This is a genomic window from Rhodobacter sp. Har01 (assembly GCF_020564565.1).
Taxonomy (GTDB): domain Bacteria; phylum Pseudomonadota; class Alphaproteobacteria; order Rhodobacterales; family Rhodobacteraceae; genus Pseudogemmobacter.
The window spans coordinates 278,248-294,081 of record NZ_JAJCTD010000001.1 but is presented as its reverse complement, the minus strand read 5'-3'; the positions used below and the strand labels follow the sequence as shown (position 1 = coordinate 294,081).

Annotated in this window: 15 protein-coding genes and 1 tRNA gene; 12 read left to right on the top strand and 4 right to left on the bottom strand. The window is 68.4% G+C overall.

The window, feature by feature from the left end; translation table 11 throughout:
- Window positions 1-101: 101 nt before the first annotated feature.
- The 3 genes from LHP98_RS01425 to LHP98_RS01415 form a co-directional block, all read right to left on the bottom strand.
- Complete coding sequence (locus tag LHP98_RS01425; RefSeq protein ID WP_227250716.1) at window positions 102-1,562, bottom strand: PLP-dependent aminotransferase family protein; 1,461 nt, start codon at window positions 1,560-1,562, stop codon at window positions 102-104.
- 388 nt (window positions 1,563-1,950) lie between these two features.
- A complete protein-coding gene (tpa, locus tag LHP98_RS01420; protein ID WP_227250715.1) occupies window positions 1,951-3,330 on the bottom strand; it encodes a hypotaurine--pyruvate aminotransferase Tpa in 1,380 nt (459 codons plus the stop codon).
- A gap of 97 nt (window positions 3,331-3,427) precedes the next feature.
- Window positions 3,428-4,441, bottom strand: a complete 1,014-nt coding sequence (locus tag LHP98_RS01415) for an NAD-dependent epimerase/dehydratase family protein (protein ID WP_227250714.1) — start codon at window positions 4,439-4,441, stop codon at window positions 3,428-3,430.
- A 212-nt stretch (window positions 4,442-4,653) separates the two neighbouring features.
- On the opposite strand from LHP98_RS01415, the gene LHP98_RS01410 reads away from it, so the two are divergent.
- The 9 genes from LHP98_RS01410 (at window position 4,654) to LHP98_RS01370 (ending at window position 11,458) form a co-directional block, all read left to right on the top strand.
- On the top strand, window positions 4,654-4,929 hold the full coding sequence (locus LHP98_RS01410; RefSeq protein WP_227250713.1) for an STAS domain-containing protein: 276 nt from the start codon (window positions 4,654-4,656) through the stop codon (window positions 4,927-4,929).
- A complete protein-coding gene (locus LHP98_RS01405; protein ID WP_227250712.1) occupies window positions 4,926-5,300 on the top strand; it encodes a response regulator in 375 nt (124 codons plus the stop codon). Before LHP98_RS01410 ends, LHP98_RS01405 begins: the two co-directional genes overlap by 4 nt.
- A 14-nt stretch (window positions 5,301-5,314) precedes the next feature.
- The gene (locus LHP98_RS01400) at window positions 5,315-7,579 is read left to right on the top strand and encodes a chemotaxis protein CheA (protein WP_227250711.1); all 2,265 of its coding nucleotides are present in this window, start codon (window positions 5,315-5,317) and stop codon (window positions 7,577-7,579) included.
- Window positions 7,566-8,027 (top strand): chemotaxis protein CheW, encoded by a 462-nt coding sequence (locus LHP98_RS01395; protein ID WP_227250710.1) that lies wholly within the window; start codon window positions 7,566-7,568, stop codon window positions 8,025-8,027. The genes LHP98_RS01400 and LHP98_RS01395 overlap by 14 nt, the downstream gene beginning before the upstream one ends.
- Before the next feature lie 119 nt (window positions 8,028-8,146).
- Window positions 8,147-8,992 carry a CheR family methyltransferase gene (locus LHP98_RS01390; RefSeq protein ID WP_227250709.1) on the top strand — a complete coding sequence of 282 codons (846 nt, stop codon included), beginning with the start codon at window positions 8,147-8,149 and terminating at the stop codon, window positions 8,990-8,992.
- Complete coding sequence (locus tag LHP98_RS01385; protein ID WP_227250708.1) at window positions 8,989-9,375, top strand: response regulator; 387 nt, start codon at window positions 8,989-8,991, stop codon at window positions 9,373-9,375. The genes LHP98_RS01390 and LHP98_RS01385 overlap by 4 nt, the downstream gene beginning before the upstream one ends.
- Window positions 9,372-9,725, top strand: coding sequence for a hypothetical protein (locus LHP98_RS01380; protein WP_227250707.1), 354 nt, complete (start codon window positions 9,372-9,374; stop codon window positions 9,723-9,725). The genes LHP98_RS01385 and LHP98_RS01380 overlap by 4 nt, the downstream gene beginning before the upstream one ends.
- Window positions 9,726-9,959: 234 nt before the next feature.
- Entirely contained in the window at window positions 9,960-10,919 is a 960-nt protein-coding gene (locus LHP98_RS01375) for a CheB methylesterase domain-containing protein (protein WP_227250706.1), read from the top strand.
- On the top strand, window positions 10,916-11,458 hold the full coding sequence (locus LHP98_RS01370) for a chemotaxis protein CheD (protein WP_227250705.1): 543 nt from the start codon (window positions 10,916-10,918) through the stop codon (window positions 11,456-11,458). The genes LHP98_RS01375 and LHP98_RS01370 overlap by 4 nt, the downstream gene beginning before the upstream one ends.
- Window positions 11,459-11,473: 15 nt before the next feature.
- Here LHP98_RS01370 and LHP98_RS01365 read toward each other — a convergent pair whose 3' ends face one another.
- The gene (locus LHP98_RS01365; protein ID WP_227250704.1) at window positions 11,474-11,920 is read right to left on the bottom strand and encodes an RrF2 family transcriptional regulator; all 447 of its coding nucleotides are present in this window, start codon (window positions 11,918-11,920) and stop codon (window positions 11,474-11,476) included.
- 317 nt (window positions 11,921-12,237) lie between these two features.
- Between LHP98_RS01365 and LHP98_RS01360 the strand changes: the two genes are divergently transcribed.
- The 3 genes from LHP98_RS01360 (at window position 12,238) to LHP98_RS01350 (ending at window position 15,831) form a co-directional block, all read left to right on the top strand.
- Entirely contained in the window at window positions 12,238-13,392 is a 1,155-nt protein-coding gene (locus LHP98_RS01360) for a hypothetical protein (protein ID WP_227250703.1), read from the top strand.
- A 100-nt stretch (window positions 13,393-13,492) separates the two neighbouring features.
- A tRNA-Cys gene (locus LHP98_RS01355) sits at window positions 13,493-13,566 on the top strand.
- Window positions 13,567-13,833: 267 nt separating this feature from the next.
- Window positions 13,834-15,831: an FAD-dependent oxidoreductase gene (locus LHP98_RS01350; RefSeq protein ID WP_227250702.1), complete on the top strand. Its 1,998-nt coding sequence runs from the start codon at window positions 13,834-13,836 to the stop codon at window positions 15,829-15,831.
- Window positions 15,832-15,834: the final 3 nt, after the last annotated feature.

The window sequence follows — 15,834 nt, the reverse complement described above, 5'->3', positions numbered from 1 at the left end:
GGGGTCAGTCGCTCGGCGCCCATGCTACACAAGGCGCGATAGGTCCAAGTAGGGCCAGCACCGCCGCCATGGCAAGGCCAGATCGGCGCCGGATCGGCGGGTCAGCCGCCCCGCGCCAGCGCCTTCGCGATGCGGGCGATGCCGTCGGGAATGCGGGCCGGGGCGATCGAGGAATAGGCCAGCCGATAGAACCGCCGGTCTTCCCGCGCCGGGTCGAAAAAGCCGCGGCCGGGCTCGATCAGCACGCCATCCTCGCGCAGCGCACGCGCCAGGGGGTCGGTGTCCACGCCCGCGGGCGCGGCCATCCAGAAGCTGGAGCCGCCAAAGCCGCCCTGCCCCGCCACGGTCAGCCCGTGTTCGGCGATGGCATCCTCCATCACCTGCCGACGGCGGCGAAAGGCGGTGCGCATCCGGTTGATCAGCGCGTCATAGTGCCCTTCGGCCAGGAAGTAGGCCACGGTGCGCTGAATGTGCCCGGGGGGGTGCTTCAGCACCATCGACCGCAGCGCGCGGGCCTCGGCGATGAACGCCGGCGGGCCGACCAGATAGCCCAGCCGCATGCCCGGAAAGATGGATTTCGAGAAGCTGCCCGCGTAGATCACCCGCCCCGCCTTGTCGAGCGACTTGAGCGCCGGCGAGACCGGCTTGAGGAAGCTCATCTCGAATTCGTAGTCGTCCTCGACCACCACGAAATCGTTGCGGCTGGCGGCGTCCAGCAGTTGCAGCCTGCGGTCCAGCGGCATGGTGGCGTTGGTCGGGCACTGGTGGCTGGCGGTGGTGAACACCACGTCGGCCGGCGGCAGGCGGGGCGGCAGGCCGGCCTCGTCGACGTCCACGCTGGCCACGCCCGCGCCGCTGGTCTGCAGGATGCGGCGCAGGCCCGGGTAGCAGGGGTTTTCCACCACCGCCTGCCGCCCCGGCCCCAGCAGCACCGTCGCCGCCAGCCACAGCGCGTTCTGCGCGCCCAGGGTCAGCAGCACCTCGTCGCCGCGGGCGGCGATGCCCCGGCGCGGCAGGATGACCCGCAGGATCTGCTCGATCAGAAGTGGGTCGTCGCGTTCGTAGAAATCGCTGGTGAGCGAGGCAAAGTCCCGCCGGCCCAAAGCCCGCAGGGCGCAGGCGCGCCAGTTCTGGTGGTCGAACAGCGTCGGGTCGGCCTGCCCGTAGATGAAGGGATAGGGGTATTTCTCCCAGTCCTCGGGCCGGTCCACCCCGGCCATGGCACGGGTATAACGCCGCGCCGAAAGGGTGCCGTAGTCCACCTCCTCCTGCGGCCGCGAGGCGGCGGGAAACTCGGGCGCCCGGGGAGCGTTGTCGCTGACGAAGTAGCCAGACCGGCCGCGGGCGGTCAGGTAATCCGACGAGACCAGGTCGGCATAGGCCAGCGTCACGGTGATCCGGCTGACGCCCAGGTGCGAGGCCAGCCCGCGCGAGGACGGCATCTTCTGCCCGGGCCGGAAGCGCCCGGCCAGAATGCCGTCGGTCACCATGGCGCGGATGCGGCTCTGCAGGGTGCCGGCGCCGCCGCTGGCCAGGAAGAAGGCTTCGACAGGGATCGCCATTCTGGCCTCATCACGCGCTCAATCTGGATGCATGAAGCGGCCAGCACCGGCGGTTGTCAAGCAGCGCGGCATGCGCTGCAAGCCTTTTGCCTCGGCGTCGCGCGGACGCGCTCTTCTTCTGGCGATGGGGTTCAGGCGATGGGGGCATCCTGCCCCCAAACCCCCTGGGGGTATTTTTGCCAAGATGAAGCCCGTGCAGCTTCATCTTGGTTTCAAATACCCCCGCCGGAGGCCTGCGCGGCCGAGGCCGGGAGGCAGGGCGCAAGGCAAGCGTCGCGCCGGGGCCGGGCGGCCGAGCCGGTTGCGCGCCTGCGCGCAGAGGCGAGAGGAAAGGCGTGCGGCCGCGCCCTTGGGCGCGGCCGCTCCGTCAGATCACGCCGCGAAAGGTTCAGCCGAAGACCTTGGTCAGCGCCTTGTCGATGGCGCCGGTGATCTCGTCGATGTCGTCGGCGGTGGCGATCAGGGCGGGCGACAGGCAGAGCGTGTTGTTCAGCCCCGGCAGCGAGCGGTTGGTCATGCCGATGATCACGCCTTGGGCGTTGCAGTCGGCCACCACGGCGGCGACCTTCTTTTCGTCCATCGGTTCCTTGGTCTTGCGGTCGGCCACCAGTTCGGCGCCGCAGAACAGCCCCGCCCCGCGCACGTCGCCGATCACTTTGTGCTTTTCCATCAAGGCCCAAAGGTTGTCGGTGGTCCGTTTGCCCATGCGCAGCGTGTTGTCGAGCAACCCTTCGTCCTCGATGATGCGCATGTTTTCCAGCGCCGCCGCCGGGCCGCTGGTGCAGCCGCCGAAGGTCGAGATGTCGCGGAAATAGCTCAGCGGGTCGGCGGCGTCGTTCTTGAACATGTCGAAGACGGCCTCGGTCGTCACCGTGCAGGAAATCGCCGCGTAGCCCGAGGCGACGCCCTTGGCCATGGTGACGAAATCGGGCTTGATGCCGTAGTTCTGGTAGCCGAACCACAGCCCGGTCCGCCCCACGCCGCAGACGACCTCGTCGATGTGCAAGAGGATGTTGTATTTGGTGCAGATTTCCTGCACCCGCTCCCAATACCCTTTCGGCGGCACGATCACGCCGCCGCCCGCCGTCACCGGCTCCAGCACGATGGCACCCACCGAATCCGGGCCTTCGCGCAGGATCACCTCTTCGATGGCATCCGCCGCCCGTTCACCGTAGTTTTCCACGTCCCACTGCTTGCGGTATTCCAGGCAGTGCGGGACCATGACGAAACCGTCGGGATAGGGGCCGTACTGCATCGCCCGTTCGGCCTGGCCCGAGGTGGCCAGCGCGCCGATGGTGGTGCCGTGATAGTCGCGCTCGCGGTACAGGATCTTCCATTTCTTGCCGCCGTGCACCCGGTGTGACAGCTGGCGCACCATCTTGTAGACCTTCTCGTTCGCTTCCGACCCCGAGTTGGAATAATAGACCCGGCTCATCCCCGGCATCTTCGAGATCAGCTTTTCGGCGAACAGCGCGCCGGGGACGGACCCACCGACGCCGGCGAAGTAGTTCATCTTGATCAGCTGGTCGCGGACGACGTTGGCGATGCTTTCGCGGCCATAGCCCACGTTCACCGTCCAGACCGCGCCGGACACCGCGTCGATGTATTCGCGGCCCTTGGCATCCCAGACCCGCATCCCCTTGCCTTCCACGATCACGCGGGGGTCGATGGTCTCGAACTGCTTGTGGTTGATCAGATGGTGCCAGACATGGGCGCGGTCGGCCTCGACCACGCGGCTCATGTCGTTCATGCCGGAGATGCCTTGCATGGCGGTTCCCTTCCTGCCGGAATTTCCTTGATGCCCCATCATCGCGGAAAACGCGGCCCGGCATTATCGCCAGACCGCACGCCCGCCTAAGGCCAGATCACGTGCCGTAATAGTCGCGATACCAGGCCACGAAGTCCCGCATCCCGTCGCGCAGGTCGGTCTTCGGGGCATAGCCGGTCAGCCGTTTCAGCAGGCTGGCATCGGCCCAGGTGGCGGGCACGTCGCCCTTCTGCATCGGCAGGTAGGTGCGGATGGCCTTGCGGCCCAGCACCTCCTCGATCGCCGCGACGAAATCGAGAAGCTTGACCTTGTCGGAATTGCCGATGTTGACGATGCGGAACGGCGCGTCCTTCGACAGGCTGTCGCCCTCGGGGATCGCCTCGCCCGGGGCGGGCCGCACCGGCGCCGCGTCGATCAGCAGGCGAATCGCCTCGACCAGATCATCGACGCAGGTGAAGTCGCGCCACATCTCGCCGTGGTTGTAGATGTCGATGGGCCGGTCGTTCAGGATCGCGTCGACGAACTTGAAATAGGCAAGGTCGGGGCGGCCCCAGGTGCCGTAGACGGTGAAGAACCGAAACATCGTCGTCGGCAGGTTCCACAGATGGGCATAGGCGTGGCCCATCGATTCCGTCGCCTTCTTGGTGGCGGCATAGATCGTCAGCTGGCCATCGGCCTTGTCCGTCTCGCGGAACGGCATGTCCTCGTTGGCGCCGTAGATGCTGCTGGTGGACGCCATCAGCAGGTGGCCGACCGCCAGCCGCCGCGCCGCCTCCATCACGTTGAAGGTGCCCACCACATTGGCGCTGACATAGGAGCGCGGGTTTTCCAGCGAATAGCGCACGCCCGCCTGGGCCGCGAGGTGGATGATGACGTCCGGCCGGAAGGCGTCCACCGCCGCATCCAGCGCCGCCACATCCTCCAGCATTGCCTCGGTCGCGGCAAACCCCGGCGTCTGCAGCAGGATCGCGTGGCGTTTCCGCTTCAGCGCGACGTCGTAGTAGTCGGTCATCCCGTCATAGCCCGCCACCTGCCAGCCATGGGCCAGCAGGTGCCGCGCCAGGTGAAAGCCGATGAACCCCGCGGTTCCGGTGATGAAGGCCTTGCGCATTCCGGCTCCCCGCCTGTCGTCGCGGCGACCTTGGGCCGGCCTCCGGGGCACGTCAAGCCCGCGACCGATTGCGACAGGTTGAGGAAATTCGCTGCCGCCGGGCCAGCGCGGACAACGATTCCTTAAACCTCAGCGGCCTATTCCTGAAACCGGATTGCGGCGCGACACGGGCTCGGCCGGCCAGACACGAGGTTTGCCAAGGCATGACCAGCATGATCGACTTCGACCTTCCCGAGCGTGTTTCCGTGGCCGGAGACAACGCCCTTGTGCCCTTCCTGCGGCAGCATCCGGACGCGCCCTTGCGCATCCATGCCAACCGTTTGCGCCGGCTGGACACGCCGCTGGTGCAGACCCTGCTGGCCGCCGCCGCCGACCGCCGCCGCCGCGGCATCGACTTCGTCCTGACGGGCCTTTCCTCGGCGCAGGCCGACCAGCTGGCCGCGTTGGGGGTAACCACCGCCGTGCTGCCGATGGAGCTGGCCGAATGACCATCCGCGTCCTCGCCATCGACGACAGCCGGACGATCCGCAACCTCGTGCGCCGCGCGATGGAGGAGGCAGGGTTCACCGTCACCACCGCCGACGACGGCATCGACGGAGTCGAACGCTTTGCCGAGGTCGATCCCGACGTGGTGATCACCGACATCAACATGCCGCGGATGGACGGTTTCGGCGTGATCGACGCGATCCGTGGCCAAAGCCACAACCGCACCGTGCCGATCCTCGTGCTCACCACCGAATCGGCAGAAGAGCTGAAGGCCCGCGCCCGCCGGGCCGGCGCCACCGGCTGGATCGTCAAGCCGTTCGAGGACACCGCCATCGTCTCGGTCGTGCGCCGGGTAACGGGCGCAAGAGGCTGAGGGGGGGCAGGCAGATGGCAACGATGAATTCGATCCGCGATACGTTCTACGAGGAATGCGAAGAGCTGCTCGAAGCCCTGGCCGAGGGACTGTCCAGCATGGACGCCGGCGCCCAGGACAGCGAAACGCTGAACGCCGTGTTTCGCGCGGTGCATTCGATCAAGGGCGGTGCCGGGGCCTTTGCGCTGAATGCGCTGGTGGCCTTCGCCCACCGGTTCGAGACGGTGCTCGACGGCATCCGCTCGGACCGGATCGAGTTGACACCCGAGGTGATGCACACCCTGCTGCGCTCGGCCGACCATCTGGCCGACCAGGTCGAGGCGGCGCGCGAAGAGCGTGTGATCGACCCCGAGACGACCGATGGCTTCCTGGCCAACCTCAATGCCGTTCTGGGCGAGGATGCGCCCGCCAGCCCCGGTCCCGGGGACGATGACCCCTGCTTCGGTTTCGCCGCCGTCACGCTGGATTTCGGCGATCTCGGGGATGACGCCGCGCCGATCGACCTGCCGGACCTGACCGGCCTGCCCGACCTCGCGGCGCCTTCGCCTGCGACCGATGCCGCAGCCGCGACGACCGGCTACCTGATCCGCTTCCGCCCGCTGCCGGCGCTTTATGCCAACGGCCATGACCCGGCGCTGCTGTTCTCGGCGCTGGCCGATCTGGGCACGCTGGAGGTGCGGCTCGACACGTCGGCCCTGCCCGACTGGGCGGCCTTCGACCCGGCCGATGCCTATCTGTCCTGGACCATCCGGCTGGCCACCGCCGAGCCCGAGACCCTGCTGCATGAGGCCTTCGAATTCGTCGAGGGGCTCTGTGTGCTGGACATCGGCCCCGAAGCCGCCGAACCGGCAGAGCCGCACCTTCCGGCAGCCGCTGCCGGCGAAGCCGTGCCGGCCTCGGCCGGCCCGCTGCCGGCCGAGGTGCCGGTTGCAGCGCCGCCCACGCCCGCCGCGGAAGCTCTGGCCGAACCGGTTCCTTCGCCGGCCCCCGCTGCTGCGCCCCGCGCCAAGCGCGAGGCGCGGCCGGCCGACGAAGACGGCGGCAATGGCGGCCCGAAACCCACGCTGCGCGTCGATCTCGACCGGGTGGACCGGCTGATCAACGCGGTGGGCGAACTCATCATCAACCAGGCGATGATCGAGCAAAGCGTGCTCGACCTGTCGCTGAACTCGGATGCCGAGATCATCACCCATGTCGAGGACTATCGCCTGCTCGCCCGCGACCTGCAGGAAGCGGTGATGGCGATCCGCGCGCAGCCGGTGAAACCGCTGTTCCAGCGGATGAGCCGGATCGTGCGCGAGGCGGCCGAGGCCACCGGCAAGGCGGCCCGGCTGGTGACCAGCGGTGAAGGGACCGAAGTCGACAAGACGGTGATCGAACGCCTGGCCGACCCGCTGACCCACATGATCCGCAACGCGGTGGACCACGGGCTGGAACCCCAGGCCGCCCGGATCGCCGCCGGCAAGGACCCGGAGGGCACGATCCGGCTGTTGGCCGCGCACCGCTCGGGCAGCGTCATCATCACCGTCCGCGACGATGGTGCCGGGCTGAACCGGGCCAAGATCCGCGACAAGGCGGTGGCCAAGGGCCTGATCACGGCCGAAGCCGACCTGACCGACAGCGAAGTCGACAACCTGCTGTTCCTGCCCGGCTTTTCCACCGCCGACAAGGTCTCGAACCTGTCCGGGCGGGGGGTCGGGCTGGACGTGGTGAAGAATGCCGTCGCCGCGCTGGGCGGTCGGGTATCGATCGCTTCGGTTCCGGGCGAGGGCACCGAGTTCACCATCTCGCTGCCGCTGACGCTGGCGGTGATGGACGGCATGGTGATCTCGGTCGCCGGCCAGACCATGGTGATCCCGGTCGCCTCGGTGATCGAGACCATCCGCCCCGGTCCGGGCGACCTGCATGTGCTGGGCACCCAGGAAAAGGTGCTGTCGATCCGCGGCCGCTTCCTGCCGATGATCGACGTCGCCCAGTGCCTGGGCCTGCCGGCCCGCGCCACCGGCGAGGCGCCGCTGCTCTTGCTGGTGGAAACCGAAAACCAGTCGCAATGCGCCCTGGTCGTCGACGCCGTGCTGGACCAGCGCCAGGTCGTGATCAAGGGCCTTGAATCGAACTACGGCGCGATCCCCGGCGTTTCGGCCGCCACCGTTCTGGGCGACGGCCAGATCGCGCTGATCCTCGATGCCGAGGCGCTGACCTCGAACCGCGGCCTGGGCGACATGCCGCTCAGCCGCCCGGTCCCCCACCCTGCAGGAGCCAGCCATGCAAGCCTCTGAAACCAATCGCTCGGACGTCGAATTCGTCACCTTCTTTGCGGGCGGGCAAAGCTTTTCGCTCGACATCACCCATGTCCGCGAAATCCGCCGCTGGACGGCCGTGACGCCGCTGCCGCACGCCCCGAAAGAGGTGCTGGGGGTGATGAACCTGCGCGGCTCGGTGATCCCGATCTACGACCTCTCCGCGCGCTTCGGCCTTGGGCCGACGCCGGAAAACCCGCGCAATGTGGTGGTGGTCGCGATGATCGAGAACCAGACCGTCGGCCTTCTGGTCGAGGCGGTGTCGGAAATCCTCTCGGTCCAGCGGGCGCAGATCCAGGACACGCCCGACATCCGCTCCGACACCACGCGGCAAAGCATCACCGGCGTCATCCCGATCGACGAGGGCATGACCCGCGTCATCGACCTGGCCGCGGTGATCCAGGCCAAGGGGCGGCAGGCGGCATGACAGCCCTGCCCCTTCCTTCGGCACCTCCCCGAGCGGGCGGCAGCCTTCCGGCGGCAGCCGAGCGCGCGACCGGCCCCTCCCCCGGCCCTGCTCCCGGCCCCGCTCCCGGCTCCGACCTGGTGCTGCACGACCGCGATTTCGCGCGCATCGCCGAGATCGCCTATCGCGAATTCGGGCTGCACCTGCAGTCCAGCAAGAAGGAACTGGTGCAGTCGCGGCTGATGCGCCGGCTGCGGGCGATCCGCTGCCCCGACTTCAGCCTCTATTGCGACATGATCAGCGGCCCGGACGGTGCGGCCGAACGGGCGGAACTGGTGTCGGCACTGACCACCAACGTCACCCATTTCTTCCGCGAAGAACACCATTTCCGGCTGCTCGAAGAGGTCTGCCTGACGCCGGTCCTGCCGGCGCTGCGGGCCGGCCGGCGGCTGCGGATCTGGTCGGCCGGCTGCTCGGCCGGGCCAGAGCCCTATTCGATGGCGATGACCGTCCTCAACCTCCTGCCCGAGGCGCCGCGCCTTGACGTCCGCATCCTGGCCACCGACATCGACCCGGCGATCCTGACCCGCGCCCGGGCGGCCGTCTACTCCGACGACGAGGTCCGCTCGATCCCCGAACCGCTGCGCCGCGGCCATCTGGAACCGGCCGGCCCGGGCCAGCACCGGATCGCCGCGCGCACCTCCGGCCTAGTGCATTTCGCGGCCCTGAACCTGATGGCCGACTGGCCGGTGCGTGGCCCGTTCGACGCGATCTTCTGCCGCAACGTGGCAATCTACTTCGACAAGCCGACGCAAGAGCGGCTCTGGCAGCGCCTGGCAAGCCTTCTTTCCCCCGGCGGCCTGCTCTGCATCGGCCATTCCGAACGGCTGCACGGCCCGGCAGCCGACCTTCTATCCAGTGCCGGAATCACCGCCTACCGGCGCGCCGGCGACATCTTGCAGCGCAGCGAAAGGACGAAAAGATGAGTCTCAGGGAATCCCTGCGCGTCATGGTCGTGGACGACATGTCGGTCAGCCGCGCCCTGATCTCGCAATCTCTGGAAGAGATCGGGATCAAGCACTTCGCCACCGAATCCGACAGCCGCACCGCCCTGGGCAAGCTGGCGGCGAACCCGGTGCACCTGGTGATTTCCGACATGAACATGCCCGGCCTCTCCGGGCTGGACCTGCTGGGTGCGCTGCGTCAAAGCAAGACCACCCAGCGCATCGGCTTCATCCTGATCACTGGCACGCCGACGCCCGAAATCATGCAGCGCGGCCAGCAACTCGGGTTGAACAACCTGATCCGCAAGCCGTTCACCACGGCCACCGTCAAGGCCAGCATCGAACGTGTGGTGGGGCCGCTGTGATCCTCGACACCGAGACCGGGCTTTCCCCCTTGCTGTCGCGCACCGCGCAAGAGTTGCGGCGCTGTCGCGACATCGTGCTGCGGATCGAGGTCGCGGTGCATGGCCTGGTGGACGATGGCGCGATCCGCGACACCCGGCTTGGCGCCGACCTGCAGGCGATCGACCTCCTGGACCAGCGCCTGGCCGACCTGTCGGACTGGGTCGCCGCGCTGGCGCGGTCGGCCGAAGCGCTGTACCTGCCCGCGGCGGCGCTGCCCCGGCTTGACGACTTGCGCCTGGCAGATCTGCGCCATGCGCTGGCGGGGCGCGACGGGGCCGGCGCCGCCGACCCGCGGACCGAACTGTTCTGACCGGGGGGCGCGGGCGATGGCGACACCAGGCACTCCGGGTTGGCAAGGCGGGCGGGCCATTCGCCCGGCCCGCGCTGCCCCGCCGCGCCGTCCGGGCCTTGCGGCTCCGCCGCCCAAACCGGGCCTTGCGGCCCCGCCGCCCAGACCGGGCCATGCGGCTCCGCCGACCATGCCGGACCTTGCAGCGCAGCGGTCCGGACCGCCGCTTCGCTGCGAACAGAGGAAGACACCGGCATGACCCGCATCCTGCTCGCCTGTCCGGACCCTGTCCTGGCCGCCCGGCTGGCCCGCGAAGCGGCGACGCATCCCGGCATCTCCGTCGTCGGCCGCAGCAGCGACCCCTCCTCGACCTATATCCTGGCCGAACGCGAAGCGCCCGACGTGGTGCTGGTCGCGCGCGACCTGGCGGATCACCCCGATTTCGAGGGGCTTGTCTCGCTGTTCCGCGTCGTCGGCATCGCCTGGGTCGAGGTTCCGCTCCCCTCCGGCCCCCAGGTCGAAGAGACCGACCTCTGGTCTCGCGTCGCGGCGCTGCGGCCCCAGCGCCCGGCTTTCCCGGCCCGCTCTGCCGCCCCGGTTGAGGCCGGCGGCAGCCGGTTCCGGCAAGATCGGCTGATCCTGATCGGCGCCTCGACCGGGGGCATTGACGCCCTGCTGACCATCCTCTCGGCCTTTCCGGCCGACTGCCCGCCGACCGCGATCGTCCAGCACACCGGCGCGGCCTTTTCCGACAGCCTGATCCGGCTGTTTTCGCGCTGCTCGGCGGCGCGCGTCGTTGCGGCGGAAGGCGGCATCGCGATGCTCCCCGGCACCGTCGTGGTGGCCGCCGGCTGTCCCGGCCATTTGCGGCTCACCGGCGACACCCCGCCGCGAACCGAGGTCACGCCCGGTCCGGCGATCTCGGGGCACCTGCCTTCGGTCGATGCGCTGTTCGAAAGCGCCACCGGTCTTGGCCGCAAGGTGGTTGCCGCCTTGCTGACCGGCATGGGCCGCGACGGCGCGCGCGGGTTGCTGGCGCTGCGCCGGGCTGGCGCCCACACCATCGCGCAGGATGCCGAAACATCGGTCATCTACGGCATGCCGCGCGCCGCGGTCGAATCCGGGGCCGCCGCCGCGGTGCTGCCCCTGCCCAGGATCGCCGCCGACCTTCTGGCCCGCTGCAGCGAACGCGGGATCGAGGCCCTGCGCAGATGACCCCGATCCCGGCCCCGCAACAGGCAATCCAGGTCGTTCAGGGCGAGTTCATGGTTTCGGACCGGCCCGGCACCGTGCTGTCCACTGTCCTCGGCTCTTGCGTCGCGGCCTGCCTTTGGGACGCCGAGCGGGGCATCGGCGGGATGAACCACTTCCTGCTCGCCCAGGCCCAGGGCCACTCCGGGGCGGGCGACATCCGCTATGGCGTGCATGCGATGGAGGTGCTGATCAACGCGCTTCTGCGGGCCGGCGCCCGGCGTGACCGGTTGCGCGCCAAGCTGTTCGGCGGGGCGAAGATCGCCGCGAACCTGCGCGACATCGGCGCCTCGAACGCCGACTTCGCCCGCCAGTTCCTGCAGACCGAAACCATCCCCTGTCTGGCCGAAAGCCTGGGCGGCACCCAGGCCCGCCGGGTGACGTTCGAGCCGGTCACCGGCCGCGCCCGCCAGCTCCTGATCCCGAACACCGTCGTGGACGAAACGCCCCGGCAGCCGCCCGCGCCGCCGCGGCCCGTCGCACCGGATATCGTGCTGTTCTAGCCGGGTTGTTCCAGATCAGGCCGGCGCCAGACGGCAGGACAGGATGTCGGCAAGGCCGGTGTTTTCGCGCACCAGATCGGCCAGCGACACCGTCTCCAGTTCGGCAAAGAAGGCATCCAGGGCCCGGCAGAGCGCGCCCTTCAGCCGGCAGACCGCCGACAGCGGGCAGGTGTTCTGGTCGCCGTCCATGCATTCGGCGAAGGGCACTTCGCGCTCGATCAGCCGCAGGACCTGGCCGACCGGAATGTCCTCTGCCGGGCGGCCCAGCGCGATGCCGCCTCCGCGCCCGCGCAGGGTGCGCAGATAGCCCGCTGCCGCCAGCTGGCTGACCACCTGGGCCACGTGATTGGCCGACGCATTGCAGGCCCCCGCCACATCCGAGGCCCGGATCACGCCGGGATGGTTCACCGCGCATTGCATCAGCACGCGCATCGCCAGGTTCGCCCGCATGGTCAGCCGCATGTTGCCTCCTGACGCCCAGAGCCCGCTTCGGCAAGGCTTAAACCGGCATCTGCCTTGCGCCTTTGATCTGGATCAGCCGCCAGGGCCACATCGGGCATTGCGGGGGCTTTGTGGTCCGCGCCGCCACGATGCGGCTGATCCACCCCCGGCCTGGCGCCGGCGAACCGACCGCATTCACCAAAGCCAGCACCATTTGCCCTTGCATCCCGGCGCAGCCCCCCCGGCAACCCCGGCGGCTCCAGCCGGACCGGGGGGTTGCCACGGCGGGGGCGCAGACCTAGCATCCCGCCCCGCGCTCTGAACCGCCGGATGACGACATGCGGACCGTCTATCTTCACATCGGCCTTCACAAGACCGGATCGACCGCCATTCAGTCCGCCTTCAACGGGTTCGATGACGGCCGCTTCGCCTATGCCGATCTGGGGGCGGAAAACCATTCCATCCCGTTCTACACGGCGTTTTCCGGCCAGCATCAGTCCTACCACATCTGGAAGGCGGCGGGCCTGACGCCACAACAGATCGAAAACCGGAAGACCGCGGCGACAGATCGCATCCTGGCCGCCTTCGCCACCCGGCCCGAGCGCGACCTGGTCTTTTCCGGCGAAGACATCTCGATACTTCCCGAAACCGCCGTGGTCGCCATCCAGCAGGCCTTGGCGCTTCATGGCAATGCCACGAAGATCATCGTCTATGTGCGCGATCCGCTGTCTTTCCTGTCCAGCGATCTGCAGGAAACGATCAAGTCCGACATCGCCGCGGACACCCCGTCCGGGCCGCAATACCGGATGCGGATCGAGAAATTCATCCGCGCCTTCGGCCGTGAGAACGTCGTCGTCCGGGACTACCGCCGCCAGAGCCTCAAGGATGGCGACATCATCGCCGATATCGTCTCGGTGATCGGCTGCACGCCGCCGGGCGCCCCGACCCGTTCCAACGAATCCCTCTCGACCCGCGCGGTCCAGGCGATTCACCTGCTCAACACGGTCATCTCGGCCTTCGGCGAGACACGCATGATCGCCCTGGCGCGGCGGGCCTTCGTGTCGCGCATGGCGGCGGTTTTCCCGGGGCGTTTCGAAGCGCCGGCCGAGCTGATCGCCGGCCTGATCGAGCCTGCGGATGTCGACTGGCTGCACGCGACCTGCGGCATCGACTACCGCGCGCTGGTTCCGCAAGCCGCACCCAGGTTCGACCCCGAGGCGCTGGACCGGTTCCTCAGCACGCCCGACCAGACCTTCGTCTCGACGCTGCAAGACCGGCTTGCCACCGAGTTCAACGCCGCCCGTCTGCCGTCCGACCCCGGCCTGCTGGTCGCGCGCTATTTCATCTCGCTCATCGACCCGCAAACCTCGATCGGCAACCGGTTCAACCCGGAGGCCTATCTGGCGCTGAACCCGGATGTCGCCAAGGCAAAGGCAGAGCCCTACCAGCACTACCTGCAATTCGGCCTGTCCGAGGGGCGCATCTTCGAATAACCGCCGCAGCGCCAGCGGCGTTCGTGCTCCTCCACACCACCCCCATTCCGGCCCCCTTGCGGCCTCCAACCCTTTCCGCTATCCCCGATGCACCCTCGGCGGCGGGTTGGCGGAGAGGTTACGCAGCGGATTGCAAATCCGTGAAGACCGGTTCGATTCCGGTACCCGCCTCCAGATTCCCGCGACATGTTCAGCCGGGCGGCGGCTTTTCGCACCGGCACAGCCTGGCCTGCCTTCCGCACCGGGCCGAAGGCCCCGGCCGTGCCGGACGATGCGGCCGCCCCCTTGCCCGTCCCGGCCAAAATGCCGCCCCCCTTGCTGGCTTCGGGGTTGCGCTGGATCATTGCCGGGCGCGCCCCGACTTGCGACCTTGGCCGTTGCCCCGGGCCTGGCATCCGCTGCCGATGCCCGCGGTCTCTGCCTGCAAGGAGCCAAGCCAGCATGACACAAGTCGCCTACGGGGTCTGGGACGGGGTCGTCTATGACACGCGGCCGGGTTCGACCCATGCGCAAACGCCGGAATACGCGCTGCGCAACTTCGAGGATTTCGACGACGGCAACCCGATCCGCGCCTTCTTCGGCGACCGCGGTTTCTTCGTCCTGGATGACACCGTCAGCCTGGTGGACGCCCTGTATCACTACATGAAGAAGTCGGCCGCGCAGTCCTGCGGGGCCTGCACGCCCTGCCGGATGGGCACCGTCCTGGTGCGCGACGCGCTTGACAGGTTGCGCCGCGGCCTCGACCAGACCCTGGGCCTGGACGAGATCACCATCCTGGGCGAGCAGATGCGGCAGACCTCGCTGTGCAACCTCGGCCAGACCTGCGCCGTGGCTCTCTTGGGCGCGCTGGACCACTTCCGCGACCGCATCGAAGAGGAACTGGCGCCGAAAAAGCCGATCAAGGCGCAGCATGGCATGGCCCATGTCACCGCGCCCTGCATCGAGGCCTGCCCGTCCAAGGTGAACGTGCCGCGCTACATCGACTACATCCGCGATGGCAAGCCCGAGAACTCCTTGGGCGTGCTGCTGCAGCAATATCCGATGGCGGCGACCTGCGGCCGGGTCTGCGTGCGCTATTGCGAACAGGCCTGCCGGCGCAAGTTCGTGGACGAGGCGGTGGGGATCAAGACCCTCAAGCGCTATGTCGCCGACCAGCAAAGCGGCCCGAACGCGCTGAAATTCACCCGCGACATGAACCGCAAGCCGCTGGCCGAAGGCATGAAGGTGGCGGTGGTCGGGGCCGGCCCCGCGGGCATTGCCTGCGCCTACCACCTGCTCTTGAACGGCTATCACGTCGACGTCTTCGAGAAATCGAACCAGGCCGGCGGCATGGCACAGATCGGCATTCCGTCCTACCGGCTGCCGAAGGACACCCTGGCGATGGAGACCGACATCATCGTCGATCTCGGCGGGCGGTTCCTGTTCGGCCAGCAGCTTGGCCACGATTTCACCATCGAGGATCTGTTCGAGCAGGGCTACAAGGCGGTTTTCCTGGGCCTTGGCTGCCAGGAAGGCACCAAGCTGGGCGTCACCGGCGAAGACGGTGCGCGCGACGGCTATTTCCGCGGCATCGACTTCCTGCTCAAGGTGCATGACCACGTCGACGGCATCGCCCCCCTGGCGCTGCGCGGCGAGGTGGTGGTGGTCGGCGGCGGCAACGTCGCGATGGACTGCGTCCGCTCGGCGTTGCGGCTGGGCGCCAGCAAGGTGCATGTCGTCTATCGCCGGGCGCTGGGCGACATGCCGGCCGACCATGAAGAGGTCGCCGCCGCCGAGGCCGAAGGCATCCAGTTCCACACCCTGTGCAACCCGACCCGCATCCTGACCGAAAACGGCAAGGTAACCGGGGTCGAACTGGTGCGGATGGAGCAGACCGAACCCGACGAAAGCGGTCGCCGCAAGGTGCGCCCGATTGCGGGCAGCGAATTCACCCTGCCCTGCGATTCGATGATTGCGGCGATCGGCCAGCAGGTCGAAGACGGCGCGCTGGTCGAAGGCGACGGCGTCGCGCTCAACCGCTGGCAATGCGTGGCGACCGACGACACCCTCGCCACCTCGCGCCCCGGCGTCTTTGCCGGCGGCGACTGCGTGACCGGTCCCTCGACGCTGATCTATGCCATGGCCGCCGGGCAGAACGCGGCGCGAAACATCGACGACTGGGTGCAGCGCGGCTCGGTCCGGTTCTTCAAGCGGGCGCGGATGCGCAAGCTGATCTCGGACAACCGCTTCCTGGCCAATGACGTGGTGGAAACCCCGGTGCGCAACGCCTATCGCGTGCACAACCCCGAACTTGACCCCGACCTGCGCAAGCACATGTTCGAAGAGGTGGAACAGACCATCAGCGCCCAGGCTGCCTATGCCGAGGCGCAGCGCTGCATGCGCTGCTACCGAGTCTACACCGTCATCACCCGCCACCCCATCCCGGAAGGAGCGGTCTGAGCC

Coding starts and splice junctions, on each gene's coding strand:
- LHP98_RS01425 (WP_227250716.1), bottom strand. CDS start 1,562: ATGGCGATCCCTGTCGAAGCCTTCTTCCTGGCCAGCGGCGGCGCCGGC.
- tpa (WP_227250715.1), bottom strand. CDS start 3,330: ATGCAAGGCATCTCCGGCATGAACGACATGAGCCGCGTGGTCGAGGCC.
- LHP98_RS01415 (WP_227250714.1), bottom strand. CDS start 4,441: ATGCGCAAGGCCTTCATCACCGGAACCGCGGGGTTCATCGGCTTTCAC.
- LHP98_RS01410 (WP_227250713.1), top strand. CDS start 4,654: ATGATCGACTTCGACCTTCCCGAGCGTGTTTCCGTGGCCGGAGACAAC.
- LHP98_RS01405 (WP_227250712.1), top strand. CDS start 4,926: ATGACCATCCGCGTCCTCGCCATCGACGACAGCCGGACGATCCGCAAC.
- LHP98_RS01400 (WP_227250711.1), top strand. CDS start 5,315: ATGGCAACGATGAATTCGATCCGCGATACGTTCTACGAGGAATGCGAA.
- LHP98_RS01395 (WP_227250710.1), top strand. CDS start 7,566: ATGCAAGCCTCTGAAACCAATCGCTCGGACGTCGAATTCGTCACCTTC.
- LHP98_RS01385 (WP_227250708.1), top strand. CDS start 8,989: ATGAGTCTCAGGGAATCCCTGCGCGTCATGGTCGTGGACGACATGTCG.
- LHP98_RS01375 (WP_227250706.1), top strand. CDS start 9,960: ATGACCCGCATCCTGCTCGCCTGTCCGGACCCTGTCCTGGCCGCCCGG.
- LHP98_RS01370 (WP_227250705.1), top strand. CDS start 10,916: ATGACCCCGATCCCGGCCCCGCAACAGGCAATCCAGGTCGTTCAGGGC.
- LHP98_RS01365 (WP_227250704.1), bottom strand. CDS start 11,920: ATGCGGCTGACCATGCGGGCGAACCTGGCGATGCGCGTGCTGATGCAA.
- LHP98_RS01360 (WP_227250703.1), top strand. CDS start 12,238: ATGCGGACCGTCTATCTTCACATCGGCCTTCACAAGACCGGATCGACC.
- LHP98_RS01350 (WP_227250702.1), top strand. CDS start 13,834: ATGACACAAGTCGCCTACGGGGTCTGGGACGGGGTCGTCTATGACACG.